Here is a 19,398-nt window from a genome sequence, read left to right as displayed (position 1 = left end):
ACAAAGGAAACTTGAAGACGCCGGCCGCCATTTGGGCGTTGGGGTGCATCTCGTTGGGGCGCGATGCAAGGTCAGGCTAAACGGATGGCCGGCCTCTGCAATCGCAACGCCGGCCTATGGTGAACAGGTGGTTACTATCCACAGGCGGCGGCCGCTCTTGTCGGCGCTTCACCCTTGCTCACAACTGTGCGCAACACCCACTGGGTGGCCATCGGTGCTCGACGGGCCGCGCCCGGGTTGGTAAGCCCCATGCCGCGCAGGAGACCTTTTTGAGTCGAGACATGACCGTTGCGATCGAGATGGGACACACCACGGCGGGCGCCCCAGCGAACCTCGATCTCGAGGAGCTGCTGGCGACCCGCCTTCTGGTGCAGGGCAATTCGGGCTCCGGCAAGTCGCATCTGTTGCGCCGGCTGCTGGAGCAGAGCGCGCCCTGGGTGCAGCAGACCATCATCGATCCCGAAGGCGACTTCGTCTCGCTCGGCGAGCGTTACGGCCATCTGGTGATCGATGCCGAGGAGCACACCGAGCGCGGCCTGCAGGCGGCCGGCGAGCGCGCACGCATCCACCGCGTCTCGACCGTGCTCAACCTCGAAGGTCTCGACGCCGAAAACCAGATGCGGCGCGCCGCCGCCTTCCTCGGCGGGCTGTTCGAGGTCGCCCGCGACCACTGGTATCCGATGCTGGTGGTGGTGGACGAAGCGCAGCTGTTCGCGCCGGCGGTGGCCGGCGAGGTTTCGGACGAGGCGCGCAAACTCTCGCTTGGCGCCATGACCAATCTGATGTGCCGTGGCCGCAAGCGCGGGCTCGCCGGCATCATCGCCACGCAGCGTCTGGCCAAGCTCGCCAAGAATGTCGCGGCGGAAGCCTCCAATTTCCTTATGGGCCGCACCTTCCTCGACATCGACATGGCGCGCGCCGCCGATCTGCTCGGCATGGAGCGGCGCCAGGCGGAGGCCTTTCGCGACCTGGAGCGCGGGCAGTTCATGGCGCTGGGGCCGGCGCTGTCGCGACGGCCGCTCGGTCTGCGCATCGGCCCGACCGATACAAGCCCGCGCAACGGCACGCCGCGGCTGATGGCGATGCCGGAGGCGGCCCTCGAGGACGCCCGCGCCATCATCCTGGCGGCACCGCCGCCCGAAACGGTGCGCACGCCGCGCCGGGTGGCCTCACCGGACCTGCTCGACCAGCTGATGGCAGCAAAATCAGCGGCGCTGGAAATCCGCCCCGAACCGGCGGAGCCGCAAATCAGCGCCGAGGACCTGGCCGAGCGGCGCGAGCGGGTCGACCGCGTGCTGCGCGCCATTCTTGCACAGCCCGATGCGGGTTTTCGCGTCATCGGCGTGCTCTACCAGGAATTCGTGGTGCGCTGCCGCATCGAAGGGCTCGCCTCGGTTGTGCCGGACCTCACCGAGTTCCGCCGCATGCTGACGCGCGCCCGCGCCGGCCTTGGCTCCGAGACGACGCAGGACGACTCGTGGCGGGACGTTTCCGTCCGCGCCTCGCTGCTGCCCGACGACATGCAGGGCGTGTTCATGATGATCGCGCGGGCAGCGAAAGAGGGCTGGCCGTGCCCGAGCGACGCCGCGATCGCCCGCGCCTATGGTTCGCACTCGCTGCGCCGCGCGCGCCGTCTCCTGGCCTATATCGAGGAGCAGGGCCTGATCGTCTGCCAGCTCGACGGCACGGGAAAGCGCACCGTGACGCTGGTCGAACTCGCCTGGGCCACGGCACCCGGCGACCCCAACGCCGAGGAGGCGGAGCAGGGGAGCCTGGCGCTTTGAGGGGGCGCGCGCCGCTTCCGGCCGCCTATTTTGCCTTTCGGCCCAGCCCCATGGATTTGGCGAGTTTCGAGCGCGTCGCGGAATAATTTGGCGCCACCATCGGATAGTTGGAAGGCAGGTTCCACTTCTTGCGATACTGGTCCGGCGTCAGGCCGTAATTCGTCTCGATATGACGCTTCAGCGATTTGAAGCGCTTGCCGTCCTCCAGGCAGATGATGAAATCGGGCGTGACGGATTTTTTCACGGGGACGGCATATCTGATCTCGTCGGGTCCGCCATCGGCAACGCCATCCGAAATATTCCGGATCGACGCGTGTATCTTTCCGATGAAGTCAGGGAGCTCGGCGGCGGGAATGGGATTGTTCGAGACATAGGATGAGACAATATCGGCGGCTATCAAAATAACGGGATCGATATGCTTTCCATTTCCGGAAAACGTGTTGGCACCGTCGGTTACTTCTATAGGGGTTTCTTCGAAAATTCCTCCGGCCCGAACTATGGTTGGTCTGACATAGGGCTTCTTCAAAAGGTTTCTCCTTGACGAGCATGAGCTGGCTGATGCATCTGCCGGATCATAGTTGTGGGAAAATTTCACACGTGTCAACTGCTGTGAAACTCGTCTCTGGATGATTTCGGCCAAGTCGAGGCGTCGTTCCCCGTCGGGTTGCGGGGAACCGGAACTGGCGCGACAGAAGCACCGCCGACGTCGCTTCTTTGGCCGGCGCCCTTGTGGAAGCATTTCCCACAAGCTATTTTCGGCAGGAATTTCCGAGGGATGGATGACCGATTTAACGATTGGCAAGTGAAGGACGACAATGAGCAAATCGGGGGGACAATATCTGGATGCCGCAGGGGTCCAGAACGCGTTGAACCGGGTCCTTCGCCCACTGGTGCGGTTGGCCATCAAGTGCGGCGTGACCTTTCCGGCCTTCGTCGACCTGCTGCGCCAGCTCTACGTCAATGTGGCGGAGCATGAATTCGCGCTGCCGGACAAGCAGCAGACCGACTCCAGGGTCAGCCTGCTGACGGGCGTCCACCGGAAGGAAGTCAGCCGGCTGAGAGGGGTGGGCGCGCCGGTGCGGGTGGTGCCCGATTCCGTTTCCAGGACGAGCGCCATCGTCGCGCGCTGGCTTGCCGATCCGCAGTTCGTCGACGCCAAGGGCGTGCCGTTGCCGCTGGCGCGCACGAGCGAGGCGGGCGAGCCGTCCTTTGCCGGCCTGGTGGAATCGGTGACCCGGGATCTCAGGCCGCGAGCGGTTCTCGACGACTGGCTCGACCGGAAGCTGGTCGAAATCGACGGCAAGGACCGGATCGTCCTGATGGAAGGGGCAATGGTGCCGCGCGGCGACGGCGAGGTCCGGCTCTACTATTTTGCCCGCAATCTCGGGGATCATGCGGCAGCCTCGGTCCAGAACGTGCTGGCCGACGCCCCGCCCTTCCTCGAGCGCGCCGTCCACTATGACGGGCTGTCGGAAGAGCTTGCTAGGTCGCTCGAGGCCTACAGCCGCGAGATCGCGGTGGAAACGCTGCTGCGCCTGAACAAATACGCAAACCAGGCCATTCAAAGCGATCCGGGCGGGACCAGCCGGTGGAACTGGGGTGTCTATATCCTCACCTCCGACGGCACGTCGCTCGTTGCCGAAGAAAAGCCTGAGAACAAGGATGCCGGCGGAGAGACGGCATGAGCGGGAGGCCGACGAGACGGGATTTCCTGACGCTCGCAGCCGCCGTGCCGGCGGTGTTTTTCAGTCTGCTTGCGCGGGCGACCGAGCCGTCGAAAGACCAGGGCATTGGCGGCACCGGCTGGACGGCAGGAACCGACGGCGACCAGGGCATCGGCGGCACCGGCATCGTCGGGACGATCCAGCGCTTCGGCAGCATTTTCGTCAACGGCGTGCGGGTTCAGTACCAGCCTGACGTGCCGGTCTGGATCGACGGCGTCCGCGTCGCCCCGGACAGCCTGAAGATCGGGCATGTCGTTCGCGTCGCGGTGGTGCAAAAGGCCGATCGCATCGTGACCTCAGCGATCCATGTCACCAGCGAGGTGGTCGGGCCGGTCGAGCGCAAAACAGCCAAATCGATGCGGGTGCTGGGACAGCAGGTCGACATCAGCCAACTTGCGGAGGAATTGACGATCGGGGTGGGCGATGTCGTGGCCGTCCATGGCATTCGCCGGCCCGACGGGAAAATCGTCGCCAGCCTGGTGGAGGCGAGGCCGCATGAGCAGACCTATCAGCTTCGCGGCCTGGCGGTCGTGCGGTCGGGGACGTTGCTGGTCGGGCAGCTCAAGATCGGCCAGGGATCGTCGCTGGCAAATCGGCGCGTTCAGCTGACCCTCGCCAAGGCCACGGGCGGATACAGAGTGGTGCATCTGGAAGCGGAAGCGCCGGTGCCGCAGGCCTATGTCGCTGATGTTCTCTACGAGACGTTTTTGCAGCGCCGGGGGCAAGGGCTGGAATCGGGGCTAGGCGTCGCCATCGACAATCAGAATGGCGGCGTGAAATCGACTGGTGCCGTCAGGGCGTTTATCGAGGTCGGGTTCGATCGCGCGGGCAATATTGTGTCGGCGTCGCGTGGTCGCGATGCCGGCGGGCCGTCGCCCAACCAGCCCGGCATGCCGCCGGGTCCGCCTCCCGGCGGACCGACCGGGCCGGGCAATCCGGGCGGACCCGGCGGACCGAATGGGCCTGGTGGCCCTGGTGGCCCGGGAGGACCGGGCGGTGGTCCGGGTGGTCCGGGCGGGCCTTAGTCCGATGCGTCATCTTGGCGGGACGCCGTACTCACCGGCGTCGGCGCTGCCCCTCACTGTCCTGCCGGCGTTCGTCGTTCGAAAAGCCAAGCAGTTGGCTTTTCGTCCGCTGCGCGGACCACTTCTCAACTCCCCGTAAACGGGGCGAGAGGGGCTGGCCGCGACGCTGGCGTTCTTCTTGCAACGTTGGTGGTTGGCGAAGCCGCCGATGACAGCGTCCCTCTCCCCGTCACTATACGGGGAGAGGATGCCGGCAGGCAGGTGAGGGGCGGCGCCGACGGCTGGCCGTTATTGCGCAGCGGAGTTGGAGCGGTTCATCGCTTCACGAAACGCTGAGCGCCTCCATGGGGGGAAGTCCCTCGCACTTCCTGTGCGGAAGCAATAATCCGGCCGGTCCGTCCTTTGCGATAGACGGAACCGGCCGGCGCAGCCGTACGGGGCTCGTTGGGTAGGGGTATGAGCTTTTTTGGGTACGGCTGCTTTCCGCGGACCATACGGGGGGCGGACGGTCCGCTGAATTCGATGGAATGTCCTGGCTTCCTTTCCTCTCACAGTCGCTGACAAACTCAATATGTGGGAAAATTGCCCACAAGTCAACTCTGCGCGCTTGACGTGGGTAAATTTCCCACGTAGAAGAAATCGACACCTGAGGACGATCATTTCCAAATCCTCGGGCCCTCGGAACAAGGCAAAACAATCTGAAACGGCGCGGCTTTGACCGCCACGGATTTTGTTGCCTCCGGACTGACTTGATTTCGGTGCAGCAACGTCGAAGGTAAACCATTGAAGACACTGTATATTGATGCCTCGCTGCCGTTTCGCTGGGGGCCGCATCCGCCAGTGGGCATCCCGCGCGTCGAAACGGCGCTCATTCGCCAGGCGCTTCGTTGGAAGTCCTCGCCGGTCGGCTTCTTCATCGTCGATGCATGGGGGCAGGGTCAGAGGCTCGATGAAACCGAACTTCGGTATCTGAAGCGGCTCGTCGATGGTGATCTGCCACAGCCGATTGGCGGCGAGGGCAGCTCGTATCTGGCGCGGCTGTGGAAAGTGCTGTCGATCATGCGGGATGCGCCCTTTGCCTGTGGGCGCGAGTTCGATCGCGTGGCGGCGATCTTCCTCTCGGGGTCCGAGAAGAGGCGCGGGCTCAAGTTTCAGCTGTCCAAGACGGCCATCCGGCTTTTCAAGATCGTGAAGTCGGCGCTGCGGCCAAGCAGGCTCGATACCGGAGATCCGCTGAAAGACGAAAACGCCATCTGCTTTCTGTCCAGCGCAAGCGTGCACGAGTTCGCCGCCAAGAAGCTCACGGGAAAAGCCAAAAGCGGTATCTTCACCCTGATGCACGACCTCATTCCGATCGACTTCCCGCAATTCGTCGGTCCGCATCACGCGCGCGGTTTTGTCCGCAACACGGCATGGCAGCTGGAAAATGCGCAGCTGCTCGTCTGCGTGTCGAAATACACCGCCAACAGGGTGAAATGTCATGCCAAAGCCTCCGGCCTTCGCCGGATTCCTGAGGTCGCTGTTGCATCGCCCGGAGCCTTCCTGAGGGAAAGCGTCACCGACCGGGAGATGTCGGTCGAACGGCAAAACCGGAACCGCAAATTCGTCCTCTACTGCTCGACGATCGAGATCCGGAAAAACCACATCCTGCTGCTCAAGGTCTGGCACCGGCTTTTGCCGCTGCTGGGAGACCGGCTGCCGACGCTTGTCCTGTGCGGTCGATGGGGCTGGATGTATGAGGAACTCACCGCCTTCATGGCGCAGCATCCGGAGCTTGCTGAGCATGTCGAGTTCCGCTCCAACCTCAGCGACCGGGAGCTGGCCGAACTCTACCGCGACGCCGAATTCAGCGTCTATCCGTCCGCGGTCGAAGGCTGGGGGCTTGGAGCGGCCGAGTGCCTCGATTTCGGGCTGCCGGTTCTGATTTCGGACGCGCCGTCGCTGACGGAGGCGACGCAAGGGCTGATGCCGACTATTGCCGCGCGCGACGTCGAGGCATGGTGCGCCGCGGTCGCCAAGGCCTGCACCGATCCGGTCTGGCTGGCGGAATTGCGCCACATCATCGCGACACGATACCGCCCAATCCGTGAGCGCGCGTTTTTCGCCACCATAGTCGACCACGTGGCGGCAATCGACCACGCCGCAGAAGCCGACCACGCCGCGGCCGTCGACCCTGTCGCAGGCATCGCTTCAGATGATCTAGCGCCGAGGATTTATGGGCCGAACCGGGTGGTGGCCGGGCAGGCCAGGGGGCCTGGCCCGTTGGCGGCCGAACAACCAGTTTTTCGCAGGGCGTGATGGGAACCATTGTGGATATGTCGACGCTCGGCGGGGCGCGGGAGCGGCCCGGCAATATTGCCGTCCGGGTGATGGGGACGCCGCGATCCGGCACCAACCTCGCCAAGCACCTTATTGAACGCTACCTCGAAATCCCGGTCGTCTTCGATCAGGGGTTCTGGAAACACGGGGTCTTCCCCGCGTTGATGAGCGGGCGCGAGATCGACCATGGAGGCTTGCCCATTGTCGTCATGAGCAAGGATCCCGTCAGTCAGATTCTGTCGTGGTATCGCCTTGCCAGGAACGACACGATCTTCAAGCCGAACGGAAATCTCGGCTCGTTTCTCAGCAACCCGTTCGAGGTCAGGCAGGATTTTACCGGAGCAAGGCGAATGGAATACAGGTTCCGGTCGCCAGCCGATTACTGGAACCAGTTCTACTTCGCCATGGATGCGCTTCGCCGCGCCGGCGCCCCGGTGCATTTCATGTGCTATGAGCAGCTCGTCTCATCCGCGGCCACGTCGCTGTATCTGCTCTCTGATTTCCTCGGCTTTGCCAGGCCTTTCGACGTCCGTAGCGTGGTGGAGATCCCGCGGCACACGCTCGACGCGAGCAATGATCTCGACCAGGTTGCGGGCATGACGGATGAGCGCGCCGCGTTTGATCCGGCGCGCGCCGAGCTGGCCTCGGCGCTGGCCAGGATCGGATGGCGCAATGCGAGCACCATCCTGCGCGGCATCGACGACGACGTGCTCGATGCAACGGGACGGGCCGGCTTTCGCGAGATATGCCGCGAGGCTGTCGGCCCGGCTGCGATGCTGAGGTCGCTGGTAGGGTTTTGGTGAGGGGGCTTGTTGCACCGGTGTGCGGCGACACAGCTGGGCCATGTCCCCGATGCCATTGAAGCTGGCTGAACCCTCAGCCTGACGTCACCGGCGTCATGGTGGCGGCCTTCGGCTGGTCGCCGACGGCAAAGACGGCACTTGCTTCGCTGACGATGGAGACGTGGTCGCGCGCGGCCTTGCCCGCGGCAGCGCCGTCGCCACGCAGGATCGCGGTGACGATGGCGTCATGCTCCTGCCAGGATTTGGCCAGCCGACCGGCCAGCCTGAACTGGGCGCGGCGGAAGGGGGCCAGCCGGCTGCGCGTCGTCGCGGTCAGCTCTTGGATGTGCGTGCTGTGGGCGCCGCGATAGAGCCGGCTGTGGAACTCGGTGTTGAAATATTCATAGTCTTCCTCGGCGCCCAGCCGCACCAGCCGCGCCGAGGCCTGGTGCTCGGTCTCGAGCGCGCGGCGCTCGCTGCCGGTCATACGCTCGGCGCAGAGGCGCGCGCATATGCCTTCGAGCTCAGCCATGCTCTCGAACATCGAGGTGAGATGCTCCTGGGTGACGACGGCGACGATGGCGCCCCTGTTGGGCCGCCGCTCGACGAGGCCCATGGCGCTGAGCTGGCCGAGCGCCTCGCGCACCGGCGTGCGTGACACCTCGAAGCGGGCGGCCAGTGAGACCTCGTCGAGTTTTTCGCCCGGACGCAGCACGCCGGTGACGATGCGGTCGCCGATCGCCCGCACCATCTGATCGACGGTCGTGCCCGACCGGATCAACCCGCGCTTTGCCGACAAATCCGCTTCGCCTCCCGTGCTCCGGCGTCCCAAGCCATGAAATCCAGCGACCAGACGGCGCGATCCCGACTCAGGCCGCACCCTCTATGCCTATGTTTTAATCTGTCTGTCAAATTGGCTGTTTTCAAGGCAAAAAGTGCATGCAATTGCCTCTCGCTTGTGCATGGCGTGTTGCAACTATCATTGATTTTATTGGATAAATTTATCAATTTGAACTGGCATGGCGATTGCATGCACTTTCTTGAGAAGGCGTTAACCGACCCGGAAAGGGTCCTACAGGGGAGCATTCACATGACCGACAGATTCATGCTTAGCCGCCGCCAATTGCTCAAGACCTCCGCTGCCGGGGCGGCATTCGGGCTTGCCTCCGCGGCCTTTCCCATCTCGCGGGCCTTTGCCGCCACCGCCACCGTCGGATTCATCTATGTCGGGCCGAAGGACGACTATGGCTACAACCAGGCGCATGCCGAGGGGGCGGCGACACTGAAGGGCATCGAGGGCATCACCGTCGTCGAGGAGGAGAACGTGCCGGAAACGGTCGACGTCCAGAAGACGATGGAATCGATGATCAATCTCGACGGCGCCTCGCTGATCTTCCCGACCTCGTTCGGCTATTTCGATCCCCACATGCTGGCCATGTGCGCGAAATTCCCCGACGTACAGTTCCGCCACTGCGGCGGCATGTGGGACAAGGCCAAGCACCCGATGAATGCCGGCTCCTATTTCGGCTATATCGGCATGGGCCAGTATCTCAACGGCGTCGTTGCCGGCCACACCTCGAAGACCAAGAAGCTCGGCTTCGTCGCCGCCAAGCCGATCCCGCAGGTGCTGCTCAACATCAACTCGTTCCTGCTCGGCGCGCGCTCTGTCGATCCGGCCATCACCTGCCAGGTCATCTTCACCGGCGAGTGGTCGTTGGCGGTCAAGGAGGCGGAAGCCACCAATGCGCTGGTCGACCAGGGCGCCGACGTCATCACCTGCCATGTCGACAGCCCGAAAGTGGTGGTCGAGACCGCGGCCGGGCGCGGCGCCTTTGTCTGCGGCTATCACGCCAACCAGAGCCCGCTGGCGCCGGAAAAATATCTCACCGGTGCCGAGTGGAACTGGGCCAAGGTCTACAAGATGTTCGTCGATGATCTCGTCGCCGGCACGCCGCTGCCCAACTTCACCCGCGGCGGCCTGGCCGACGGCTTCGTCAAGATGAGCCCGCTCGGTCCCGCCGTCGGCGAGCCGGCCCGCAAGCAGTTCGACGCCACGCTGGCCGAAATGATGAAGGGCGGCTTCGCCGTCATCAAGGGACCGCTGAAGAGCAACAAGGGTGCCGTCGTCGCCACCGCGAGCCAGGCCTTCCCGGAGACCGCGATCGAGCTCGAAAGCATGGACTATCTGGTCGAGGGCGTCGTCGGCTCGACCGCCTGATCTGAGGGGAGCGGGGTGATGACGGATACGGTGACAGGCGCCGGCGTGCCGGCGATGTTCGGCGCCAGGTTTTATCCGGCGGCGCTGGAATGGATTGCGCGGCGGGCGGAGGCTTTCGTCATTCCGCTGGCGGCACTGGTCGTCGGCATGGCGCTGTTCAGCCTGTTCATTGCGCTCGTCGGCAAGTCGCCGGTCCTGCTCTACGAGACCATGTGGCGGGGCGGTTTCGGCTCCTGGTTCTCCATCCAGAACTCGCTGTCGCGGGCAGCACCTCTGCTTCTGGCGGCGCTGTGCGTGGCGCTGCCGGCGCGGCTTGGCCTCGTCGTCATCGGCGGCGAGGGCGCCATCGTGCTCGGCGGTGTCGCTGCCGCTGCCATCGGCGTGGCGCTGAGCGGCGCGCCATCGTCAATCGTCATTCTTGCCATGGGCGTGGCGGGCCTGGCCGCCGGCGGCATCTGGATCGGTGCCGTCGGCGCGCTACGCCACTACCGGGCTGTCAACGAAACCATCTCCAGCCTGCTGATGGCCTATATCGCCATCGCGCTGATGAACCAGCTGGTCGAAGGGCCGCTGCGCGACCCGGCCTCGCTCAACAAGCCGTCGACGCAGCCGCTGGCCGACATCTACCGCATCGGCAACATACCGGGCATGGACGTGCATTGGGGGCTGGTGGTCGGCGTTGTCGCCTGCATCCTGTCCTGGGTGCTCATCGAAAAGACCCGCTGGGGTTTTGCCGCGCGCATCGCCGGCGGCAATGTGCGGGCCGCACAGGTGCAGGGACTGGCCGTCGGGCCGCTGATCGTCGGCTTCACGGCGCTGGCCGGCGGCTTTGCCGGGCTTGCCGGCATGCTGGAGGTGGCCGCCGTGCAAGGCAGCGCCAACGCCTCGCTCGCCGCCGGTTATGGCTATACCGGCATTCTCGTCGCCTTCCTGGCCCGCCACAACCCACTGGCGATCATCCCGGTCGCCATCCTGCTTGGCGGCATCGACGCCTCGGGCGGGCTGATCCAGCGCCGCCTCGACCTGCCCGATGCCACCGTGCTGGTGCTGCAAGGCATGATCTTCATCGTCATCCTGTTCAGCGAAACCTTTTACGGCCGCTTCAAGGCTTTCAATCCCGATCTGTGGAAGAGGCCCGATCTCTTGAAGGGGACTGCCTGATGGACGCGACCGAGATCGGACTCTGGGGCGTGCCGCTGGCCATTCTGGGCGGCGCCATCCGCGTGTCGACGCCCTTCATCTTCGTCTCGCTGGGGGAGGCGATCACCGAGCGTTCCGGCCGCATCAATCTGGGGCTCGAAGGCACGCTCGTCTTCGGCGCCATGACCGCCTACGCGGTGGCGGTGATGACCAACTCGCCCTGGATCGGCCTGCTTGCCGCTGCCTTCGCCGGCCTGTGCTTCGGCCTGTTCCACGGCTGGATCTGCAAATTCCCCAAGGTGAACGACATCGCCATCGGCATTGCGCTGATGCTGTTCGGCTCGGGCCTGGCCTTCTTCTTCGGCAAGCCGTTCATCAAGCCGAAGGCGCCCAATCTGCCGGCCATTCCCTTCGGCGGCTGGTCCGACATACCGCAGGTGCAGGCAGCACTCGACGTCAACGTGCTGTTCCTGATCGGGGCGGTGCTGTCGGTCATCCTGTGGTGGGCCTTCCGCAACACCCGCGCCGGCCTCATTGTGCGCGTCGTCGGCGACAGTTCGGACGCGGCACGCGCCATGGGTCTCAACCCCGACACGGTGCGGCTCGCCGCCACTGGCGTCGGCGGCGCGCTGGCCGGCATCGGCGGCGCCTATCTGTCGCTCTACTATCCCGGCAGCTGGACCGAGCGCATCTCGTCGGGCCAGGGCCTGATGGCGGTGGCGCTGGTCATCTTCGCGCGCTGGAACCCGCTCGGCTGCTTTGCCGCCGCCCTGCTGTTCGGTGGCGCAGGCGCGCTTGGCCCGGCACTGCAATCGGTCGGCGTCACGCAGGGTTACTACCTGTTCTACGCCGCACCCTACATCCTCACCCTCATCATCATGATCGCCACCTCGTCGCCGACACGCTCGCTTGCCGGCGCGCCGGGCGAATTGTCGATCACCAAATGACTGGCACCAAATGACTGGAGTTTTGCCGATGAACGCCAGAGCCGAATTCACCCAGCACACGATCGACGCCGAGCCCTATCCATGGCCCTATAATGGCGACCTGCGACCCGACAACACGGCGCTGATCATCATCGACATGCAGACCGATTTCTGCGGGCCGGGCGGCTATGTCGACCATATGGGCTATGATCTGTCGCTGGTGCGCGCGCCGATCGAGCCGATCAAGGCGGTGCTCTCGGCGATGCGGGCCAAGGGCTACACCATCATCCACACACGCGAGGGGCATCGGCCCGATCTCGCCGACCTCCCGGCCAACAAGCGCTGGCGCTCGCGCCGCATCAATGCCGGCATCGGCGACCCCGGCCCGTGCGGGCGCATCCTGGTGCGCGGCGAGCCGGGCTGGGACATCATCCCCGACCTCTATCCGATCGCGGGCGAGCCGATCATCGACAAGCCGGGCAAGGGCTCGTTCTGCGCCACCGACCTGGAGCTGATCCTCAACCAGCGCGGCATCGAGAACATCGTGCTGACCGGCATCACCACCGATGTCTGCGTGCACACCACCATGCGCGAGGCCAATGACCGCGGCTATGAGTGCATGATGCTGGAGGATTGCTGCGGCGCGACCGACTACAGCAACCACCTGGCGGCGATCAAGATGATCAAGATGCAGGGCGGCGTCTTCGGCACGGTGTCGAATTCGAAGGCGCTCGTCGCGCAACTGCCGTGAGGGGGTCGCGATGAGTGACAGGAAAGCGGTCGGCGTCGAAACCATTGGGATGACCATGCGTTTCGGCGGTTTCACGGCGCTGGACGCCGTATCGGTGAAGGTGCCGGCGGGCTCGTTCCACGCGCTGCTCGGCGAGAACGGCGCCGGCAAGTCGACGCTGGTCAAATGCATGATGGGTTTTTATCACCCGACCTCCGGCGACATCCTCGTCGATGGCCGCGAGGTGGGGATCGCCAGTCCGCGCGACGCCTCGGCGCTCGGGCTCGGCATGGTCTACCAGCATTTTACACTCGTGCCGTCGCTGACGGGGGCTGAGAATCTCGTCATCTCGCGCGAAAAGGTTCCCGGCATCATCGACTGGCGCAAGGAGCGCGGCGAGCTTGCCGTGTTCATGGAGCGCATGCCGTTCAAGCTGCCGCTCGACGTCAAGGTGGCGGAACTCGCGGCCGGCGAGAAGCAGAAGCTCGAAATCATCAAGCAGCTTTATCTCGGCCGCTCCTTCCTGGTGCTGGACGAGCCGACCTCGGTGCTGACGCCTGGCGAAGCGCAGGAAGTGCTGGGGCTGGTGCGCGACATGACCAAGGCCGGCGACCTCACCGTGCTGATGATCTCGCACAAATTCCATGAGGTGACCGCTTTCGCCGACGATGTCAGCGTGCTGCGCAAGGGCAGACTGACGGGAACCGGCCGCGTCGCCGATCTCGACCACAAGGCGATGGCGGCGATGATGATCGGCGACCAGCCGATCGCCGCCCTCGACAGCCGCGCGGCGCCGAAGCCGGACGCCGAGATCGTGCTCAAGGTCAAATCGCTGAAGGCGCCGGATCGCACCGGGTTGAAGTCGATCCGCATCAAGGATCTCGGCGTGCGCTCGGGCGAAATCGTCGGCATTGCCGGTATTTCCGGTAATGGCCAGAAGGAATTCCTGGAAGTGCTGGCCGGCCAGCGGCCGCGTGACGCCGGTGAAGTGCTGGTGCGCGGCTCCGCCTATGCGGCGACGCGCGCCGAGGCGCGCGCGCTCAATGTGCGGCTCATTCCCGAGGAGCCGCTGAAGAATGCCTGCGCGCCGAAAATGACGGTCGCCGAAAACATCTCTTTCCGCACCTTCGACATGGACGGCAATGGCAGGCCGGTGAGCTGGATCAACGCCAGCGCCATCCGCGCCTTCAGCGCCAGGCTGGTCGAGCAGTTCAAGGTCAAGACCGCCTCGCTGTCGTCGCCCATCGCCTCGCTGTCGGGCGGCAATGTGCAGCGCGCGGTGCTGGCGCGCGAGCTGACCGGCGAGGTCGACCTGCTGATCGTCTCCAACCCGTGCTTCGGCCTCGACTTCTCGGCGGTGGCCGAAATCCGCGCCCGCATCATGAAGGCGCGCAATGCCGGTGCCGCCGTGCTGTTGATGTCGGAGGATCTCGACGAGTTGCTGGAACTATCGGATCGCATCTTCGTCATGTCGGACGGCGCGCTGGTGTACGAGACGCCGATCGCGCAAGCGAGCGTGCAGACCATCGGCGAGCATATGGCGGGACATCACTGATGGCGGAAATCGATGCGCAGCCGTTTGGCTTTGCGTTCAAGCCGGAGACGATGGCGCTGGTCGTCATCGACATGCAGCGCGATTTTGCCGAGCCGGGCGGCTTTGGCGCCAGCCTCGGCAATGATGTCAGCCGGGTTACCGCAATCGTGCCGACGGTGAAGCGGCTGATCGAGGGGTTCCGCGCCGCCGGCCTGCCGGTGATCCACACCATGGAGTGCCATCGTGCCGACCTCTCCGACCTGCCGCCGGCCAAGCGCAATCGCGGCAATCCGTCGATCCGCATCGGCGATGTCGGGCCGATGGGCCGCGTGCTGATCGTCGGCGAGCCGGGCACGGCGATCCTCGACGAACTCAAGCCGCTGCCGGGCGAGATCGTCATCGAGAAGCCGGGCAAGGGGGCTTTCTATGCGACCGGCTTCGGTGACGAACTGAAGCGGCTCGGCACCCGGCAACTGGTTTTCGCTGGCGTCACCACCGAGGTCTGCGTGCAGACGACGATGCGCGAGGCCAATGATCGCGGCTATGAGTGCCTGCTCGCCGAAGACGCGACGGAAAGCTATTTCCCCGAGTTCAAGGCGGCCGCCATCGCCATGATCCGGGCGCAAGGCGCCATCGTCGGCTGGACGGCGACGACCGACCAGGTGCTGCAGGGACTTGCCAATGGCTAATCTGAGTTTTGCCGGCCTCGTCGGTGGCGGCTGGCGCGACCTGGCGTTCGAGCCTTTTCGCGAGGGCATTACGGTGCACTGGCTGCTCAAGGGCGGGCCGGTCGAGCCGTCGGTGGCGATCCTCGACTACCGGGCCGGCGCCGGCGTGCCGCGCCACCGCCATGTCGGGCTTGAAACCATCGTCGTGCTCGAGGGCACGCAGAGCGACGAGAATGGCGATTATCCCGCGGGCAGCGTCATCCTGAACCCGGTCGGGACCGAGCATTCGGTATGGACGAAGGACGGTTGCGTCGTGCTGATCCAGTGGGATTTGCCGGTGATCATTCTGGGGGAGGCCAAATGAGCGAGATTCGCTTCGATATCGGCAGTCTGCATGCGGCCTACGCCGCTGGTACTACTGTCGCCGCCATGATCGATGCCGTGCATGAGCGCATCGCGGCGGCGGACGATCCCGGCATCTTCATTCACCTCGCCGGCAGGGCGGAGATGCTGGCGCAGGCGCAAAAGCTCGGACCGTTCGATCCGGTGGCCAAGCCGCTGTGGGGCGTACCGTTCGCGGTCAAGGACAACATCGATGTCGCCGGCATGCCGACGACCGCTGCCTGCGCCGAATATGCCTATATGCCGGAGACGGACGCCACCGTGGTGGCGCGGCTGAAGGCCGCCGGCGCGCTGGTGGTGGGCAAGACCAATCTCGACCAGTTCGCCACCGGCCTTGTCGGCGTGCGCACACCGTATCCGATCCCGAGAAACGCCGTCGATGCCAGCCTGGTGCCCGGCGGCTCCTCTTCGGGATCCGCCGTGGCCACCGCGCGCGGCATCGTCTCGTTCGCGCTCGGCACCGATACGGCCGGCTCCGGCCGCATCCCCGCCGGCCTCAACAACATCGTCGGGCTGAAGCCGACGGTCGGCGCGCTGTCGGCCGCCGGCGTGGTGCCGGCTTGCCGCACGCTCGACTGCGTCTCGGTGTTCGCGCTGACCGTCGACGACGCCTATGCGGTATTCGCTGTCGCGGCCGCCAAGGATGCCGCCGATGCCTATTCGCGCGCGATCAAGGTGCCGGCGCTGGCCGCCCGCCCGCCGGTGCTGAGCGTCGGCGTGCCGGCGAAGGCGGACCTGCAATTCTTCGGCGATGCCTCGATGCAGGCCGGCTTCGAGGCGGCGCTTGGCCTGCTGGAAAAGCTCGGCTGCCGGCTGGTGGAAATCCCGTTCGGCGACTTCTACGCCACCGCCAATCTGCTCTATGAAGGCGCCTGGGTGGCCGAACGCTATGCCGCGATCCGCGATTTCATGGATGCCAATGAAGCCGCCATGCATCCGGTGACGCGCAAGATCATCGGCGGCGCGCGCGGCCTGTCGGCGGCCGACGCCTTCAAGGGCCTTTATGCGCTGCAGGCCTACAAGGCGAAGCTCGCCCCGGTCATCGCTTCGGTCGATCTGTTCTGCGTGCCCACCGCGCCGACACATTATGCGCTGGACGCCGTGCTCGCCGATCCGATCGTCACCAACAGCCGGCTCGGCACCTACACCAATTTCGTCAACCTGCTCGACATGTGCGGCATCGCCGTACCGACCGGCAAGCGCGACGACGGGCTGCCGATGAGCGTGACCTTGCTCGCCATGGCGGGCAGGGACTGGCTGACGGCGGCACTGGCTCGGGACATCCATACCGCGAGCGGCCTGCCGCTCGGCGCAACCGGCTGGGCGCAGCCGGGCATTGCGCCCGCAGCGTCGTCAGCCGATGACGGCATGATCGATCTCGTGGTTGTCGGCGCGCATCTGTCGGGCATGCCGCTCAACGGCCAGCTCAGCCAGCTCGGCGCGCGGTTTTCGCGGGCGGCAAAAACATCCGCCGCCTACAGGCTTTATGCGCTGGCGGGCCAGTCCGTGCCCAAGCCTGGCCTGATCCGCGTTGCCGAGGGCGGCGCCGCCGTCGAGGTCGAGGTCTGGCGGCTGTCCGCCGATGCTTTCGGCCGCTTCGTCGCCGCCATCCCGCCGCCGCTTGGCATCGGCACCGTCGAGCTCGAGGATGGCGGTTCGGCCAAAGGTTTCCTGGCCGAAACCGTTGGGCTCAGCGGTGCCTCCGACATCTCGTCCTTCGGCGGCTGGCGCCGGTTTGTCGAGCGCGGCGAGGCGGAGCAGGGCGAGCAGCGGTCGAAGAGGGCGGTGCCGGGCTGAGTGCCGGCCCCCAAGACCGGTTAGCCAGCCGTCGCGATGCCGGCGTGGTGGCTGCCCAATTGCCATAGGGGCAGGGGGAAGCGCCCGTTCTGGACCTCGAGCAGGCGGAAACCGGCCGCGCCGATCAGGCGCAGCGGATCGCGGTTGAGGTGGCAGCCGCCGGCAATTGATCCCCACAGCCCGTTCAGCCGCTCCTGCCAGCGGCGGTGGCGCGGGCCCTCGGCCTGGCCGTGCTCGATGAAGATCAGCCGGCCCGTCGGCTTCAGGACGCGGCGGATTTCGCCCAGCGCGGCCTGAGGGTCCGGAATGGTGCAGAAGGCATAGGTGACGACCACCGTGTCGGCGATACCGTCGGCCAAGGGCAGGCTTTCGCCGCCGGCCCGGATGCATTCGACGGGGAAGGGCGAGGTGCTGCTCTTCGGCGCGGCGAGGCCGAGCATGGTGCCGTCGGGATCGATGCCAACCAGCCGCTCGACCCTGGCGGCATCGTAATAGGGAAGGTTGAGGCCCGAGCCGAAGCCGACCTCGACGACGACACCTTCGGCCCGTGGGATGACGCGCCTGCGCATCCGCGAGAAGGCGCCGGCCGAACAGCCGGCATGGACGAAATAGGGGGCGACGCAGCGTGCGTACCAGGAGAGGCAGGTCTGGCACATGGCTCAGCCTCCATGCCCGGTGTTGGCAGGGGCGGCGCCCATGGCAAGAGGGGTGCGGTGGCTTGATGTATTGACCGGTGACATTTCTCGCTCCAAGGGAGTTGATCGGGCCTGATCGCCCGACATCGCGGGGATGGATAGACGGCCGGCGTCCCCTCAACGTCCTCTCCTTGCGCGGCCGCGTGCGGATCGATGGAGCTGATACAACTCAGGCTTCTGGGTTTTCCGGAGTTCCGGCTGGACGGGCGGCGGATAGAGCTTGCCTTGCGCAAGGCGGCCGCGCTCGTCATCTACCTGGCGGAGGCCGGCGGACCGGTGGCGCGCGACGTCGCCGCCACGCTGCTGTGGCCCGAGGCCGACGCGGAAGCCGCACGCGCGCGGCTGCGGCGCACGCTCTACAAGATCCGCATCGCGTTCGGCGAAGAGGTCATATCAGCCAGCGCGACATCCCTCATTGTGCGCCCGCCGCTGTTCGTCGCGGCTGACTCCCAGGCCTTCGACTATGCCTGTGATGCCGGGCTGCTCGACGATGCCGCCGGCCTCTACACCAGCGACTACCTCGCCGGCTTCTCGCTGCCGGATTGTCCCGAATTCGAGGAATGGGTGTTCTTCCGCCGCGAGGCCTTGCGCAGCCGGCTGGTGCAGGCGCTGGAGCGGCTGGTGGAAGCCAAGATCGCCGGCGGCGATGCGCGTGGCGCTGTCATGCACGCCACCCGTCTTGCCGCCCTCGACCCCCTAAGTGAAAGCGCGCATCGCCATCTGATCCGCGCCCATCTGGCGGCCGGCGACCGGGTGGCGGCCGAGCGCCAGGGCGAGACCTGCGTGCGGCTGCTGCGCGACGAACTCGGTGTGGCGCCCGATCCCGCCACGCTCGCTCTGCTGCGCGCGAGCGATGCCGAGGTGCCCAGAACCCGCTATGTCGCCGTGGACGGCATCCATATCGCCTACCAGACGATAGGCGGCGGCCCGGCCGACATCGTGCTGGTTCCCGGCTTCATCTCGCATGTCGAGCGCATCTGGGAGGACAGGAGCTGCCGCGCCTGGCTCAGTGCCGTGTCGCGGCTCGGCCGGCTGATCCTGTTCGACCGGCGCGGCATGGGCCTGTCCGACCGCGTCGGCGCCCGCCCGACCGTCGAGGCGACCGCGCGCGACATATTGGCGGTGATGGATGCCGCCGGCAGCCGCCGCGCCGTGCTGGTCGGCGCCTCGGAGGGCGGCCCGGGCTGCATCCGCTTCGCCGTCGACCACCCCGACCGCCTGAGCGGCTTGGTTCTGTGGGGCTCGCTCGCCAAGGGCAGCCACGCGCCCGACTACCCCTTCGCGCTCACAGCGGCGCAATACGACCTGTGGCAACAGCGCCTGCTCGCCGGCTGGGGCGGCCCGGCGGAAATCGAGACTTTTGCGCCGAGCGTCGCCGCCGACCGCCAGGCGCGCGCCTGGTGGGCCGGCCTGCTCAGAGCCGCCTCCAGCCCCGGCGCCGTCGCCGGCCTGCTGCAGGCGCTGCGCGACGCCGATGTCCGGCCGCTGCTGTCAAAGGTCGCGGCCCCGACGCTGGTCCTGCACCGCAGGGGTGACCGGGCGGTGCGGGTCGAGGCCGGGCGGTACCTGGCGGCGCGGATTCCTGGGGCAAAGTTTGTCGAGGTGGAGGGGGAGGATCACTGGTTTTGGGTGGGGGAGCAGGGGGTGTTGCTGG

The 19,398-nt window shown here is 65.9% G+C and carries 17 protein-coding genes; 14 read left to right on the top strand and 3 right to left on the bottom strand.

Annotated elements, in window-relative coordinates; genetic code table 11:
* The first annotated feature begins 281 nt into the window (after positions 1-281).
* Complete coding sequence (locus CKW40_RS32985; protein WP_095203922.1) at positions 282-1,784, top strand: helicase HerA domain-containing protein; 1,503 nt, start codon at positions 282-284, stop codon at positions 1,782-1,784.
* Between the two features lie 25 nt (positions 1,785-1,809).
* Here CKW40_RS32985 and CKW40_RS44810 read toward each other — a convergent pair whose 3' ends face one another.
* Positions 1,810-2,247 (bottom strand): Ros/MucR family transcriptional regulator, encoded by a 438-nt coding sequence (locus CKW40_RS44810; protein WP_439331019.1) that lies wholly within the window; start codon positions 2,245-2,247, stop codon positions 1,810-1,812.
* Positions 2,248-2,599: 352 nt separating this feature from the next.
* Between CKW40_RS44810 and CKW40_RS32975 the strand changes: the two genes are divergently transcribed.
* The 4 genes from CKW40_RS32975 (at position 2,600) to CKW40_RS32960 (ending at position 7,655) form a co-directional block, all read left to right on the top strand.
* Complete coding sequence (locus tag CKW40_RS32975) at positions 2,600-3,469, top strand: DUF6502 family protein (protein ID WP_244571380.1); 870 nt, start codon at positions 2,600-2,602, stop codon at positions 3,467-3,469.
* Positions 3,466-4,533 (top strand): DUF5666 domain-containing protein, encoded by a 1,068-nt coding sequence (locus CKW40_RS43255; protein WP_143748415.1) that lies wholly within the window; start codon positions 3,466-3,468, stop codon positions 4,531-4,533. The genes CKW40_RS32975 and CKW40_RS43255 overlap by 4 nt, the downstream gene beginning before the upstream one ends.
* Positions 4,534-5,316: 783 nt before the next feature.
* The gene (locus CKW40_RS32965; RefSeq protein ID WP_095203919.1) at positions 5,317-6,831 is read left to right on the top strand and encodes a glycosyltransferase; all 1,515 of its coding nucleotides are present in this window, start codon (positions 5,317-5,319) and stop codon (positions 6,829-6,831) included.
* Positions 6,832-6,848: 17 nt separating this feature from the next.
* Positions 6,849-7,655 carry a hypothetical protein gene (locus tag CKW40_RS32960; RefSeq protein ID WP_143748414.1) on the top strand — a complete coding sequence of 269 codons (807 nt, stop codon included), beginning with the start codon at positions 6,849-6,851 and terminating at the stop codon, positions 7,653-7,655.
* Between the two features lie 73 nt (positions 7,656-7,728).
* On the opposite strand, the gene CKW40_RS32955 is transcribed toward CKW40_RS32960, so the two are convergent.
* On the bottom strand, positions 7,729-8,385 hold the full coding sequence (locus CKW40_RS32955) for a GntR family transcriptional regulator (protein ID WP_244571388.1): 657 nt from the start codon (positions 8,383-8,385) through the stop codon (positions 7,729-7,731).
* A 339-nt stretch (positions 8,386-8,724) separates the two neighbouring features.
* Between CKW40_RS32955 and CKW40_RS32950 the strand changes: the two genes are divergently transcribed.
* Genes CKW40_RS32950 through atzF form a run of 8 tightly spaced genes read left to right on the top strand, consistent with a single transcriptional unit; the run spans position 8,725 to position 17,049 of the window.
* On the top strand, positions 8,725-9,852 hold the full coding sequence (locus tag CKW40_RS32950; protein ID WP_095203917.1) for a BMP family ABC transporter substrate-binding protein: 1,128 nt from the start codon (positions 8,725-8,727) through the stop codon (positions 9,850-9,852).
* Between the two features lie 54 nt (positions 9,853-9,906).
* Positions 9,907-11,013, top strand: a complete 1,107-nt coding sequence (locus tag CKW40_RS32945) for an ABC transporter permease (protein ID WP_244571387.1) — start codon at positions 9,907-9,909, stop codon at positions 11,011-11,013.
* Complete coding sequence (locus CKW40_RS32940; RefSeq protein WP_095203915.1) at positions 11,013-11,939, top strand: ABC transporter permease; 927 nt, start codon at positions 11,013-11,015, stop codon at positions 11,937-11,939. Before CKW40_RS32945 ends, CKW40_RS32940 begins: the two co-directional genes overlap by 1 nt.
* Before the next feature lie 28 nt (positions 11,940-11,967).
* Complete coding sequence (gene biuH / locus CKW40_RS32935) at positions 11,968-12,669, top strand: biuret amidohydrolase (protein ID WP_095203914.1); 702 nt, start codon at positions 11,968-11,970, stop codon at positions 12,667-12,669.
* Positions 12,670-12,679: 10 nt separating this feature from the next.
* A complete protein-coding gene (locus CKW40_RS32930) occupies positions 12,680-14,203 on the top strand; it encodes an ABC transporter ATP-binding protein (RefSeq protein WP_095203913.1) in 1,524 nt (507 codons plus the stop codon).
* Complete coding sequence (locus CKW40_RS32925; protein WP_095203912.1) at positions 14,203-14,871, top strand: cysteine hydrolase family protein; 669 nt, start codon at positions 14,203-14,205, stop codon at positions 14,869-14,871. The genes CKW40_RS32930 and CKW40_RS32925 overlap by 1 nt, the downstream gene beginning before the upstream one ends.
* On the top strand, positions 14,864-15,214 hold the full coding sequence (locus CKW40_RS32920; RefSeq protein ID WP_095203911.1) for a cupin domain-containing protein: 351 nt from the start codon (positions 14,864-14,866) through the stop codon (positions 15,212-15,214). Before CKW40_RS32925 ends, CKW40_RS32920 begins: the two co-directional genes overlap by 8 nt.
* Positions 15,211-17,049 carry an allophanate hydrolase gene (gene atzF, locus CKW40_RS32915; RefSeq protein ID WP_095203910.1) on the top strand — a complete coding sequence of 613 codons (1,839 nt, stop codon included), beginning with the start codon at positions 15,211-15,213 and terminating at the stop codon, positions 17,047-17,049. The genes CKW40_RS32920 and atzF overlap by 4 nt, the downstream gene beginning before the upstream one ends.
* Positions 17,050-17,069: 20 nt before the next feature.
* Here atzF and CKW40_RS32910 read toward each other — a convergent pair whose 3' ends face one another.
* The gene (locus CKW40_RS32910) at positions 17,070-17,705 is read right to left on the bottom strand and encodes a class I SAM-dependent methyltransferase (RefSeq protein ID WP_095203909.1); all 636 of its coding nucleotides are present in this window, start codon (positions 17,703-17,705) and stop codon (positions 17,070-17,072) included.
* 192 nt (positions 17,706-17,897) lie between these two features.
* On the opposite strand from CKW40_RS32910, the gene CKW40_RS32905 reads away from it, so the two are divergent.
* Positions 17,898-19,398 (top strand): bifunctional AfsR/SARP family transcriptional regulator/alpha/beta hydrolase (locus CKW40_RS32905; protein WP_095203908.1); only part of this gene is annotated, 1,501 nt, incomplete at its 3' end.

Origin of the sequence: Mesorhizobium carmichaelinearum (assembly GCF_900199455.1) — a bacterium.
Taxonomy (GTDB): Bacteria; Pseudomonadota; Alphaproteobacteria; order Rhizobiales; family Rhizobiaceae; genus Mesorhizobium; species Mesorhizobium carmichaelinearum.
This window is presented reverse-complemented; position numbering and strand designations above follow the sequence as displayed.